This is a genomic window from Gordonia sp. 34D (assembly GCF_056682775.1).
In genome coordinates this window covers 77,413-88,633 of record NZ_CM155293.1, presented here as the reverse complement: position 1 = coordinate 88,633, position 11,221 = coordinate 77,413, and the positions used below count along the sequence as shown (strand labels likewise).

The window sequence follows — 11,221 nt, the reverse complement described above, 5'->3', positions numbered from 1 at the left end:
CCGGGTCAGAGGCTCGCCGCGAACTCCTGTCGCCGGATTTGCGCCGATTGTTCGGCATAGAGCCGTGATACGAGCCCGGTCAGCACGACACCAATGACGCCCCACATGGTGGCGAGGGTCAGCAAAGATGCGCGACGAAAGAACCACAGGGTATCGGCTGGGAAATCCCCCACCTCATTGACCGTGCTGAACAGGTTGCCCGCCACCACGACCACCAGCAGGTAGATCGCGATTCCGCTGACGACTCCCGTGTAGGTCCCAAACTTCTCACGCAATTTGACTGCCGCGTAGGTGGCTCCTGCCGCGGCTGCGACGGAGATCGCGACGAACCCGAAGTAGAGAATTGTGCGACCGCCGATGGTGTCGCCGCTACCGACGGCCGGTGGCGTCGCCGGGTACTTCAGAAATGGGACCAAAGCAAAGGCGACGAACCCGATCGCGGCGATCAATGCGGTCGAACCGCCAGGCTGAAGTCTCCCTAGGCGACCGAGAGTAGCCGCCGCGATGAGCGCGACGATGCCTCCGAGGGCGACTCCGACGCCAACAGTCCCGGTCAAGAGTCCCCAGGTTTTTTGCGTTTCCCGAGAGACTTCAGCGGCGCTGTCGTCGTGGGAATGGGTGTGTCCGGCCTCGGCGGCTGTTTCGATCCCGATCGCGGTTTCGACTTGGCTCTCACCGACCGCGTAGGCCACAAAGAACGTGGCGATGCCAGCGAGAAGTCCCGCGATCAGGCCACGGACAAGAAATGCTCGTGCGTTCATGGCGTATCCCTCCGCAACTCAGTGGCAGGGATAGCCGAGCAGGTGACGTCCGTCGTGGAGCCACTCGTGGACACCGGTGCCGGGCGGAACCGACACTGCACCCTGAGTGGTGCTGACGAAAAAGATCACCACCATCGCAAGGAGACCGAAAAACACTACCCACGGAGCAAGTTCTTTCAACGGGATCGTGGGAATGGCACCGGCAACCGGTACCGCAACAGAATGCGACATGTGTCCTCCTCAAGGGTTCATGCGCCCTTGATCATTGGGTGGTGACAGGCATTCGGGTCTGGCTTCACCCCTGATGATTTCTCGAAAAGGGATGTCACAGTAGCGCGACTGCGCCGGAATCTCACCGGCTTCCTCATGCATGCTTGCACCTGGCATCCTATCCCCAGCGATCGCGTGACCAGCCCGTGGGGTCGGCGCGCCTCTTCACGTTGAAAGTCGGGGATACAAGTTGGGCACTATGCAATCGAAGCTCGCTGAACTCGGCGGGTTCTTTGCCCTCGACGACACGGTCGACGATGCGACCTGGACGCCACTCCGCGCTCTCGTGGAAGACGGTGCCGTGCTCGATGAACGGGTCACATTCACGCAGGCGTTGCTGGCCGAGATGGCCGGAGCAGATATTGATCGTCGGGTCGCGGCGTCGACGATGTCGCTGGGGCTTTTCGCCCGCCTACTAGCGCCGCAGGTCGCAGCAACAGTTTTGGGGATCGATATTCCCGCCCTCGATCTGGACACGACTTTCTGGAAGCCGGCCGCCGCGGGCCCGTGGCCGATCGTCGTCACCGGACCTGTTGGTGTGCCCGACATTTCGGCGGCGTTGACGACGGTGATGAGACCCCTCGCCGAGGCGATTGCCGCGCACTACGCACTTTCTTCGACCGTGTTAGACGGCAACATCGCCTCGGCGGCCTTCGGCGCGATCGCCATGATTAATCTGGTCCGCCCCGAACTCGCTGACGCTGCGACCGCCGTCGGACGGCACCTCCTCAACGGTCCTTTCGTCGGGAAGGGGACGCTGAGCGAAGGAACAACGCCGAGCTATGTGCGGCGCTCCTGCTGCTTGTACTACCGAATCCCCGGCGGCGGTTACTGCGCCGACTGCATCCTCGGCCGGAGCTGATTCACGGCGCGCTGATGCACCGCGTCGGCAAACCGCTGCGCCAGCTGCGGGTGCCCTGCCCAATGCACGTGCAGGTACGACGCATGCAGGGTGTCGGTCGCGAAGCCCGTCGGCGCGTCGTCGATACTCCATGCCGCGACCGGCCCGTTCGCCGGACTGGTTTGAGTGCGGTGAAATTCGTGCCCGGTCACCTGCTCGCCGGTGCGTGTCAACAGGGAGTCTGCGGTGGCCGTGGCCACCGGGTATCGCAGCGTCAGCCGACCCGACATCTCCGCCGAGGCATGCACGGCACCGGCCATCGGTGCGCCGTCGAGCGTGTTCGCCAGGTACAGCAACCCCGCGCATTCGGCGACGGTCGGCATTCCCGATTCGACCGCACCCCGCAGGTCTGCGAGGAGTTCACGGTTGGCGGCCAACTCGCTGGCGTAGACCTCCGGGAACCCGCCGCCGAGGTAGAGTCCGCAGGTTCCGGCGGGCAGCGCGGTGTCGACGAGCGGGTCGAAACCCACCACATCGCATCCGGTCGCCCGAAGGAGTTCGTCGGTTTCGGCGTAGCGGAAGGTGAAGGCACGACCGCCAGCCACTGCGACAACGGGACGCTCAGTCCCCTCCGCGACAACCTCGGTCCCCGGATTCCACGCCTGTGCTTCCAGGTCTGGTGCGGTGCGGGCAGCGTGGAGGAGCGCCGGAATGTCGAGGTGCGCGGCGATGACGCGCCCCAGCAGGTCCACGAACTCGTCCGAGTCGTCCCGTTCGCTTGCTGTCACCAGGCCGAGGTGCCGGGACGGCGTGGCGAGTTGCTCGTCGCGCGGCAGCAATCCAAAAACCGGTAGTCCCGCGGTTTCCATGGCCGCGACAATCTCGGCGTCGTTGCGGACCGATCCGGTCCGGTTGAGGATCACTCCGACGATGTTGATGGTCGGGTCGAAGGCCGCCATGCCCGCTGCGACGGCGGCGACAGTCCGCGACTGTCGCGCCACGTCGATCACCAGCACCACCGGCGAGGATGTCAACGTCGCGACATGTGCCGTCGAAGCAAATCCGCCGGTGCCGAGCCGACCGTCGTAGAGGCCCATAACGCCTTCGACGATCGCAATATCTGCGCCCGCCGCACCGTGCAGCAGTAGCGGCACGATGCGATCTTCCCCGACCAGGTGCGGATCGAGGTTTCGTCCCGGGCGTCCCGTCGCGAGGCAGTGATAGCCAGCGTCGATGTAGTCGGGTCCCACCTTATGTCCGCTGACCTCTTGTCCGGCCAAACGGAGCGCCGCCATCAAGCCCATGGCGACTGTGGTCTTACCCTGCCCGGTCGACGGTGCCGCGATCACCAGTCGCGGTAGCTTCATCGGCTCACCATTCGATGCCCCGCTGCCCCTTCTGCCCGGCGTCCATAGGGTGCTTGACCTTGGTCATCTCGGTAACCAAGTCGGCAGCGTCGACGAGCGCGGCGGCCGCATTGCGGCCGGTGATGATGACGTGTTGGTGGCCCGGCCGGTTGGCAAGGACCTGCACTACCTCGTCGACGTCGACCCATCCCCACTTCATCGGGTAGGTGAATTCGTCGAGGATCAGCAGGTCGTGGGTCTCGTCGGCGAGCCGACGCTTCACCTCCTCCCAGCCTTCGACGGCGGCGGCCGCGTGGTCTTCGGTGTCGCCTTGCTTGCGGCTCCACGACCATCCCGAGCCCATCTTGTTCCACTGCACGGGCCCGCCTTCGCCGGTCTCCTCGTGCAGTTGGCCGAGGCGTTCCAGGACGGTCTGTTCACCGATGCGCCACTTGGCGGACTTCACGAATTGGAAGACCCCGATGTTCATGCCCTGGTTCCAGGCGCGCAGGCCCAGCCCGAAGGCTGCGGTGGATTTTCCCTTGCCGTCTCCGGTGTGGACCATCAGCAGCGGTCGGTTTCGACGCTGGCGAGTGGTGAGACCGTCGTTGGGGACCGTCGTTGGTACTCCTTGCGGCATCAGGCGGCTCCATTCAAGTGGTGGGTGTGCCGGCGAACCGAGGCCGTCAGCGCTTCGGCGCTCACTTCGGCGACCGGCAGATGTTCGGCACCCAGTCGTGCGGCGAGTTGACGGGCGAGGCCCAAGCGCAGCGGACCGCTTTCGCCATCAACGACGACGGTCGTGACGCCGAGGCTCGCGACGTAGTCGGCGGCGTGCAGCGACCGCGCGACGGCATCGGCACCACTCGTGGCACGACCATCGGTCACAATCACCAACAGCGGCCGCAGGCGCGGGTCGCGCAACCGTTCGCGCGTCACCACACGCGCCGCTTCGAGGAGTCCTTCAGCCAGCGGCGTACGTCCGCCGGCCGGGAGGTTGTCCAGTCGCGCTGCGGCGACGTCGACGCTGTGCGTGGGCGGTAGGGCGAGATCAGCGGCGTTCCCGCGGAACGAAATCAGGCCAACTTTGTCGCGGCGACGATAGGCGTCCAGCAGCAGTGACAGGACGGCGGTCTTGACCTGCGTCATGCGTTTGCGTGCGGCCATCGAACCGGAGGCGTCGACGCAGAAGAGCACCAGGTTGGCTTCGCGCCCCTCTCGGACGGCGATCCGCAGATCTTCACCGCGCAGGTCGATCCGCTCTCGTCGATCGTCGGTCGCTCGGCGTACCGCCTGTTTGCCCGCTGCGGCTTTGATGGTTTCCACCAGGTGCAGGGATCCGGTCGCGCCGACGGTGGCTCCGATACGACGGCCGGTGGTGGCGATTGCGCGACTGCGGCGTCCGGCTGTGCCGGCACCGATACCGCGAACAGTCAGGTGCTTTGGTCGATAGGGGTCCGTCGCCGCAGCGACGGTCTCGGGACCGACCGAGCCCGGTGACGGCTGCTGGTCGTCGGAAGCGGGATCTGGCGCGGGTGTGGATTCACCGCTGTCAGTTCCGTCCTTTTCTGCCCCGTCCTTGCCTGCCCGGTCGTTGTCTGCCCCGTCGGTCTGCGTCGACTCGTCGAGATTGTCGGGACCGTCCGGACGATGCTCGGGTTCCGGCGGTTCCGGAGGCAGTTCATCATCGCCCAGGATCTGATCGAGAAGTTCCTCGTCGATGCCGGGAGCGTCGAAGGGGTTGCGGCGTCGCCGGTGCGGCAGCGCGAGCAGAGCTGCCTGGCGGATATCGGCCTTGGTGACGGTGTCGCGGCCAAACCATGCAGCATGTGCGACGGCCGCGCGAGCAGTCACGATGTCGGCGCGCAGCCCGTCGACCTCGAACGCCGCGCACACTTCGGCGATCTTCAATAGCGCAGGATCGCCGAGTCGTACCGCACCAACGCGTTCTCGGGCCGCTGCGATCTCGTCGGTGAGCGCAGCCTCGCTGGCGGCGTAGTTGGCATTGAAGGCTGCGGGGTCGGCGTCGAACGACATCCGGCGCCGCACCACTTCGGCGCGCAGAGTCGGCTCACGCGGGGCCGCGACCTCCACGGTGAGGCCGAACCGGTCGAGGAGTTGGGGGCGCAGTTCCCCTTCCTCGGGGTTCATGGTGCCGATCAGCACAAATCGCGCCGCATGCTCAATCGAGACGCCGTCGCGTTCCACCGTCGCGCGTCCCATGGCGGAGGTGTCGAGGAGGAGGTCGACGAGGTGGTCGTGCAGCAGGTTCACTTCGTCGACGTAGAGGATGCCGCGGTGCGCGCGGGCCAGGAGTCCCGGTTCGTACTCGACCTTGCCTTCCGACAGTGCCCGTTCCAGGTGCAGGGACCCGAGGACGCGGTCTTCGGTGGCACCGACCGGCAGTTCGACGAGGCGAACCGGCCGGGTGAGAGTCGTCGTATCAGCGAACGGGGCGTCGGGTGAGGTGGCTGCGGGGTCGGCCGGGTCGATGGAGAAGCGGTCCGCCGCGTACACGTCGATCGGCGGCAGCACGGCGGCGAGCGCGCGGACTGCGGTCGACTTTGCGGTCCCTTTCTCCCCACGAATCAGGACGCCCCCGATTTCCGGGGCGATTGTCGTGAGGATCAACGCCAGTCCCATATCGCCAATGCGGCGACCGACGTCGGCGTTCTCGGGGGTGGCCGTCTCGCATCCGAGGACAGCAGAAAAGGGGTACTGCACCGGCATTTGAGGCTCCCGCTCATGCACACGTGGTCGGCGTTCAGAACGCCGCCACACAATAGGGTCGGGCGCGAGGCCGGTCTTCGGACTTGTCGGATCCCCTCGCATGGAGGGGCCCGATTTACCGCAGCGGGCCTGTGCCGGAATCTCACCGGCTTCCCAGATTCTCCTTGTCGGCAGTTGCCACCGTTTCCGATGCCGAAGCCTCCAAGGCACCTCGTGCCTAGTGCCTACGATAGCGTCAGCGTTCGTGTCCCAGACAACGAGCCCCGCGACCCCGCCGCCGATCACCGTTGTTGGCGTCGGCGCCGAAGGTTGGGCGGCGATGCCCGCTGAACAGCAAAAACTAGTACTCGACGCCAGCGTGGTTATCGGTGGCGCACGACACTTGTCGATGCTCCCCGACCGTCCCGACCAGCGGCGGCACGTTTGGCCGTCGCCTTTGCGCGAGCAGCTCGGGGCTTTTCTTGGCGAGGTCGCAGGCGGCTCCGTGGTGGCGCTCGCGTCGGGTGATCCGCTGGTCTCGGGGATCGGTTCTACATTGATCGACGTGCTCGGTGCCGACCGTGTGCGGGTGATCCCGGCAGTGTCGTCAGTCGCGTTGGCCCGGGCTGAGTTGGGGTGGTCAGCCGAGTCGTGTGTGGTCGTCTCGCTGGTGGGTCGCGATGTTTCGCTAGTGGTCCGAGAGTTGTCTGCGGGTCGACGGGTGGTGGTGCTGTCGTCGGACGAGAACACTCCCGCGGCAGTGGCGGACCTGCTGCGAAACCTCGGCTACGGCGCCAGCGTTATGCACGTGCTGGGCGACCTCGGATCGGCCGATTTCAGCCGACGCGACGGGACCGTCGCCACCTGGACCGGACCGTCGTCGAGGCTCAATGTGATCGGCCTCGAGCTGATCGGGCCGCCCCACGGATCGTGGGTTGCCGGACTGCCCGACAGCGTTTTCGAGAACGACGGGCAGCTCACCAAACGCGACTTGCGCGCCTCGGCGTTGGCGCGGCTCGCTCCTGTCCCCGGCGAGCACCTGTGGGACGTGGGCGCTGGCGCAGGCTCGGTTGGGATCGAGTGGATGCGCGCGCATCCCACCTGCACGACCACCGCAGTCGAAGCGCACCCCGACCGGGCAGAACGGATCGCCCGCAATGCCAGCAACCTCGGGGTGCCTGGTTTGCGGGTCGTGGTCGGGAAGGCACCAGAAGCCCTCGACGGCCTACCCGAACCGTCAGCGATCTTCATCGGCGGCGGCGCGACCGCCCCCGGCGTCGTCGACCATTGCTTGGCCGCACTGCCCGCTGGTGGTCGCCTGGTGGTGCACGGCGTGACGATCGAAACCGAACGACTCCTCGGCGAATTGCACGCCGCGCACGACGGCGAGTTGACCCGCCTTGCGGTGGAGGTCGCCGCCCCGATCGGCAGCTTCACCGGCTGGACGCCGATGCGCACGGTGACCCAGTGGACGTTTACGCGCGGAGCTTAGTTCCGCGCTCCCGCGCAGGGTCGTACAGGAACGACTCCCCTCCGGCCGTCGGGTCCAGCGCCCAACCGACCAGGATTACGGCTGCCCGTTTGAGCCTGGCCGCGTCGACGATGTCGGCGATGGTCGCCACGGTTCCCCTAAGGATCTGCTGCTCGGGTTGGCTGGCTCGGTACACGACGATCACCGGGCAGTCGGCGCCGTAGTCGCCGATCAAGTCGTCCATCAGGGCCCGGGTTTTGGTGATTGCCAGGTGCAACACCAGTGTTGCCCGCGTCGCCGCGAACGCTGCCAGATTTTCCGTCGCCTGCATCGCGGTCGATCGAGCCTGCGTCCGCGTCAACACCACTGACTGGCTGATGAGCGGGACCGTCAGCTCCCGCCCCACGACAGCCGCTGCGGCCGCGTAGGCGGGAACGCCCGGCGTTACGTCCCACGCGACGCCTGCCGCGTCGAGCCGTCGAGTTTGTTCGGCGAGCGCCGAGTAGATGGACAGGTCGCCCGAGGCCAGGCGCACCACCTCGTTCCCGGCCGCATGCGCCTCGACGATTCGGGAGGTGATCTGGTCGAGGTCGAGACCCTGAGTATCGACAAGCTCAGCGTCTGGGCTTGCGTGGCTCAGCACGTCGGGATCAAGGTAGGTCCCCGGATAAAGCACCACGTCGGCGGCGGCGAGCAGTCTCGTCGCGCGGACGGTCAGCAGGTCGGCGGCACCGGGTCCGGCGCCCACAAAGTGGACGGTCATTGCGCCAGCTCCAAAGCCTTCACGTAGCGAGGCGTCCACACCCCGGCAGCACTGATTCGCGTGGAACTTGCACCCACGATGAGCAGGCATTTCATGTCAATGGTCGTCGGATCCAGCTCGGCCAGGGTCGTCACCGTGAGTGATTCTTCGGCCCGGCCTACGTCCCGTCCGACGATCACCACGGTGTCGGCGGCCCGATGTTCCAGCAGCACCTCCCGCGCCGTCGCGATTTGCTCAGTCCGCGACCGCGACGCCGGGTTGTAGATTGCCAACACCAGATCCGCTTCGGCAATGGCGCGCAGTCGTCGTTCAACAACCGCCCACGGCTTCAGCCGATCCGACAGCGACATCACCGCGAAGTCCGCTCCGATCGGGGCACCCGCCTTCGCAGCTACCGCCTGCACCGCACTCACTGCGGGCAGCACCCGGACCGCAATCCCCGCATACGCGGGATCCTCAGCGGCCTCGAACACGGCCGCCGCCATCCCGAAGATGCCAGCGTCGCCGCCCGACACTACTGCAACCTTCTCCCCAGCTTTGGCGAGATCCAGCGCGTGCCGGGCACGGTCCACTTCGACGGTGTTGCCCGACGCATGCCGAGTGAGGCCGACTCGCTGGGGAACACGGTCAACGTACGGGCCATAGCCGATCACATGGTCCACGTCGGCGAGCGCCGCGGACGCCTCGGGCGTCAGCCATCCGTCGGGGCCGGGTCCAAGCCCGATCACCAGCAGTTCCGCGGCTGGACGCGCGACGACCGACTCCTCCGGCACGTCACCGTCGGCTCGCATCCGCGCTGCCGTGGCCTTCTTCGCGTCGTCACCGGGGACCACGATCAGCGAAAAGTACGGCACCGACGCGGGGTCGACGTCGACCACCGGCAGCCAGCGTTCCTCCGGTTGCGACGCACGTTCCACGTACCAGGCGCCGTCGAGGCGACCGGCTTGCGCGAGCGCCGACCGCACCGCCGGGAACGTCCGACCGAGCTTCATGATGATCGCGCCGTCGGTGTCGGCGAGGCGTCGAGCGAGTTCCGGTTCCGGCAGCGTGCCGGGCAAGACGGTCAGAACGTCGGATTGTCGGACCAGTGGTCCGGCGCTGCCGCCGATGGCGGCGGTCGCCGCGGCAAACGCTGGGATTCCGGGGACCACCATCGTCGGATAGATGTCCTTGAAACGGTCGTGCAGGTACATCGATGACCCGTAGAACAGCGGGTCCCCTTCGGCGAGGAGCACCACATTGCGGTCGGCGTCGAGGTGCGCGGACAGTCGTTGGGCGCACGTCTCGTAGAACGCCGTCATGGCACCGACGTATCCGCCCGGATGGTCGGTGGTGCCGGTCGTAACCGGGTACCGCAGTTCTTCTTCGATGGTCTCGGTCGGGATGAAGCTGTCGGCGATCCGCCGCGCATGCGACTGCTTGGTGGTTCCCGCGTGATAGGCCACGACGGTCGCCTCGCCGATGATGCGAGCAGCTTTGATCGTGACGAGTTCGGGGTCGCCGGGGCCAATGCCGACGATCGTGAAGGTGCCGGTCATTCCTTCTCCTGTGCCAGGGCGTTGAGCGCCGATGAGGTCATGGCCGAGCCGCCGCGACGTCCGCGGACGGTGACGTACGGGATGTCGATGCCGTGGGTCGCGGCGAAGTCGATAAGGGCCTGCTTGGATTCGGCGGCACCGATGAAGCCGACGGGGCATCCGACGATCGCGGCCGGTCGCGGGCCGCCGTCGAGGATCATTTCCAGCAGGTGAAACAGGGCCGTCGGCGCATTGCCGATCGCCACGACCGCCCCTTCCAAGCGCGGTTCCCACAGCGAGACGGCGGCAGCGGTGCGGGTCGTCGACCAGTCGGCGGCTAGGCCGGGGACACGGCGGTCGTTGAGGAGGCAGAGGACGTCGTTGTCTTTAGGGAGACGTGCGCGGGTGACTCCGGTCGCGACCATGGTGGCGTCGCACAGTATCGGTGCGCCCGACGCCAGCGCCGCCCGCGAGGCCGCCACCATCTCCGGGTGCACCACGAGATCGGCGGCGAGGTCGACCTGACCGCTCCCGTGGATCATGCGGACGGCGAGCTTTTCGGCGTCCGCCGGAATCCCACTGAGGTCGGCTTCCCGTCGGATCGTCGCGAACGAGTCGACGTAAATGGCCGGGCCGGAATCAATGTACGGATAGTGGCGCGAGGGCCTGGTTGGGCTGGTCATCGTGGGTCCTTGGGAATCAGTACGCCGCGCCAGGGCGTGACGATCAGGTAATCGGTGGTGCTAGTGCGGGCTTCGACAAAGTCGCGGTCCATGCCCGCCCCGGGGACCTCGACGTGTGCCTCGCTGTAAGCCAGGGCCGGTCCTGGCGGAGGCACGCGCGGGTCCGGCAGTTGGGGTTCGACGAGCGGTGCCGCCAGTTCGCGCACATGCCACGGGGCGGTCGGACCCGTGCCGCGACGGTCGACGAAGGCTGTGGCCAGGTCGGCCAAGGTTTGGGCGGCATCGTCGAGGTCGACGACCGGACCCCATTTTTCGCCGACTCGGACTTGGACGGTCGCGCCGTCGAGTGCGACAAGTCCGAGGTCGCAGGCGTGGTTCATTAGGTCGCCACGACCGTCGTCGAGGACGAACAGGAAGCGGCCTGACAGGGTGGCGATTTTTGGGTCGGTGCATAGCAACCGATCGAGTTCGTGGCCGGTCGGGCGAAGATAGGCTCGACCACCGCTCAGTCCCGTCTGCGGCGAGATCATGATGTTGCGAACGAGTTCGTGGGTGCGCGTCGGCAGGAGTCCGGTGGCTTCGATGGCCGCGAGCGTCGCGTCGTCGAGTTGTCCCGTGCCTTGCAGGGCCCGAAGTTGCAGGTTTGCTCGGGACGTCACGTGAATGCGGCCGTCGCCGAACCGTTCGGCGACTTCGAGGATTGCCGCAAGTTGTTCCGATTCGACGCGTCCGCCAATGAGTCGGAGGCGGACGAGGAGTCCGTCGTCGGCGGGCCACGGGCGCAGCGCACCCGGACACCGGTCGCTGCGCGTTCGGTGGGCGTTGAGCCTTAGGCCGGCAGGCATGGGTAACCCATCTGG

General features: G+C 66.6%; 11 protein-coding genes and 1 riboswitch. Of the genes, 2 read left to right on the top strand and 9 right to left on the bottom strand.

What is annotated here, in order from left to right; genetic code table 11:
• Positions 1 to 5: 5 nt before the first annotated feature.
• Together AC1L34_RS00415 and AC1L34_RS00410 are read right to left on the bottom strand one after the other, a co-directional pair.
• Positions 6 to 761: a CbtA family protein gene (locus AC1L34_RS00415; protein WP_424293908.1), complete on the bottom strand. Its 756-nt coding sequence runs from the start codon at positions 759 to 761 to the stop codon at positions 6 to 8.
• A gap of 18 nt (positions 762 to 779) precedes the next feature.
• Positions 780 to 992 (bottom strand): CbtB domain-containing protein, encoded by a 213-nt coding sequence (locus tag AC1L34_RS00410; RefSeq protein ID WP_424293907.1) that lies wholly within the window; start codon positions 990 to 992, stop codon positions 780 to 782.
• Between the two features lie 238 nt (positions 993 to 1,230).
• Between AC1L34_RS00410 and AC1L34_RS00405 the strand changes: the two genes are divergently transcribed.
• On the top strand, positions 1,231 to 1,893 hold the full coding sequence (locus AC1L34_RS00405; protein ID WP_424293906.1) for a (2Fe-2S)-binding protein: 663 nt from the start codon (positions 1,231 to 1,233) through the stop codon (positions 1,891 to 1,893).
• Here AC1L34_RS00405 and AC1L34_RS00400 read toward each other — a convergent pair.
• The 3 genes from AC1L34_RS00400 to AC1L34_RS00390 are packed head-to-tail and all read right to left on the bottom strand — an operon-like array spanning position 1,860 to position 5,948.
• Entirely contained in the window at positions 1,860 to 3,239 is a 1,380-nt protein-coding gene (locus AC1L34_RS00400; protein ID WP_424322195.1) for a cobyrinic acid a,c-diamide synthase CobB, read from the bottom strand. The two genes, AC1L34_RS00405 and AC1L34_RS00400, sit on opposite strands and share 34 nt — an antisense overlap.
• A 4-nt stretch (positions 3,240 to 3,243) precedes the next feature.
• Positions 3,244 to 3,858, bottom strand: coding sequence for a cob(I)yrinic acid a,c-diamide adenosyltransferase (cobO, locus tag AC1L34_RS00395; protein ID WP_424322197.1), 615 nt, complete (start codon positions 3,856 to 3,858; stop codon positions 3,244 to 3,246).
• Positions 3,858 to 5,948, bottom strand: a complete 2,091-nt coding sequence (locus tag AC1L34_RS00390; RefSeq protein ID WP_424322198.1) for a VWA domain-containing protein — start codon at positions 5,946 to 5,948, stop codon at positions 3,858 to 3,860. The genes cobO and AC1L34_RS00390 overlap by 1 nt, the downstream gene beginning before the upstream one ends.
• Before the next feature lie 51 nt (positions 5,949 to 5,999).
• Positions 6,000 to 6,146: riboswitch (cobalamin riboswitch) on the bottom strand.
• Between the two features lie 46 nt (positions 6,147 to 6,192).
• Between AC1L34_RS00390 and cbiE the strand changes: the two genes are divergently transcribed.
• Entirely contained in the window at positions 6,193 to 7,419 is a 1,227-nt protein-coding gene (gene cbiE, locus AC1L34_RS00385) for a precorrin-6y C5,15-methyltransferase (decarboxylating) subunit CbiE (RefSeq protein WP_480035016.1), read from the top strand.
• On the opposite strand, the gene cobM is transcribed toward cbiE, so the two are convergent.
• From cobM to AC1L34_RS00365, 4 genes are read right to left on the bottom strand one after another with little or no spacing between them, the layout of a single operon-like run.
• On the bottom strand, positions 7,403 to 8,161 hold the full coding sequence (gene cobM, locus AC1L34_RS00380; protein ID WP_424325376.1) for a precorrin-4 C(11)-methyltransferase: 759 nt from the start codon (positions 8,159 to 8,161) through the stop codon (positions 7,403 to 7,405). The two genes, cbiE and cobM, sit on opposite strands and share 17 nt — an antisense overlap.
• A complete protein-coding gene (gene cobJ / locus AC1L34_RS00375; protein WP_424325677.1) occupies positions 8,158 to 9,699 on the bottom strand; it encodes a precorrin-3B C(17)-methyltransferase in 1,542 nt (513 codons plus the stop codon). Before cobJ ends, cobM begins: the two co-directional genes overlap by 4 nt.
• Positions 9,696 to 10,361 (bottom strand): precorrin-8X methylmutase, encoded by a 666-nt coding sequence (locus AC1L34_RS00370; protein WP_424294090.1) that lies wholly within the window; start codon positions 10,359 to 10,361, stop codon positions 9,696 to 9,698. The genes cobJ and AC1L34_RS00370 overlap by 4 nt, the downstream gene beginning before the upstream one ends.
• The gene (locus tag AC1L34_RS00365) at positions 10,358 to 11,206 is read right to left on the bottom strand and encodes a nitrite reductase (protein ID WP_424294089.1); all 849 of its coding nucleotides are present in this window, start codon (positions 11,204 to 11,206) and stop codon (positions 10,358 to 10,360) included. Before AC1L34_RS00365 ends, AC1L34_RS00370 begins: the two co-directional genes overlap by 4 nt.
• Between the last annotated feature and the right edge of the window lie 15 nt (positions 11,207 to 11,221).

What these genes read in the sequence shown, in the direction of transcription:
- AC1L34_RS00390 (WP_424322198.1), bottom strand. Translation starts at nt 5,948, where the DNA reads ATGCCGGTGCAGTACCCCTTTTCTGCTGTCCTCGGATGCGAGACGGCC.
- AC1L34_RS00365 (WP_424294089.1), bottom strand. Translation starts at nt 11,206, where the DNA reads ATGCCTGCCGGCCTAAGGCTCAACGCCCACCGAACGCGCAGCGACCGG.
- AC1L34_RS00400 (WP_424322195.1), bottom strand. Translation starts at nt 3,239, where the DNA reads ATGAAGCTACCGCGACTGGTGATCGCGGCACCGTCGACCGGGCAGGGT.
- cobM (WP_424325376.1), bottom strand. Translation starts at nt 8,161, where the DNA reads ATGACCGTCCACTTTGTGGGCGCCGGACCCGGTGCCGCCGACCTGCTG.
- AC1L34_RS00405 (WP_424293906.1), top strand. Translation starts at nt 1,231, where the DNA reads ATGCAATCGAAGCTCGCTGAACTCGGCGGGTTCTTTGCCCTCGACGAC.
- cobO (WP_424322197.1), bottom strand. Translation starts at nt 3,858, where the DNA reads ATGCCGCAAGGAGTACCAACGACGGTCCCCAACGACGGTCTCACCACT.
- cobJ (WP_424325677.1), bottom strand. Translation starts at nt 9,699, where the DNA reads ATGACCGGCACCTTCACGATCGTCGGCATTGGCCCCGGCGACCCCGAA.
- AC1L34_RS00410 (WP_424293907.1), bottom strand. Translation starts at nt 992, where the DNA reads ATGTCGCATTCTGTTGCGGTACCGGTTGCCGGTGCCATTCCCACGATC.
- AC1L34_RS00370 (WP_424294090.1), bottom strand. Translation starts at nt 10,361, where the DNA reads ATGACCAGCCCAACCAGGCCCTCGCGCCACTATCCGTACATTGATTCC.
- AC1L34_RS00415 (WP_424293908.1), bottom strand. Translation starts at nt 761, where the DNA reads ATGAACGCACGAGCATTTCTTGTCCGTGGCCTGATCGCGGGACTTCTC.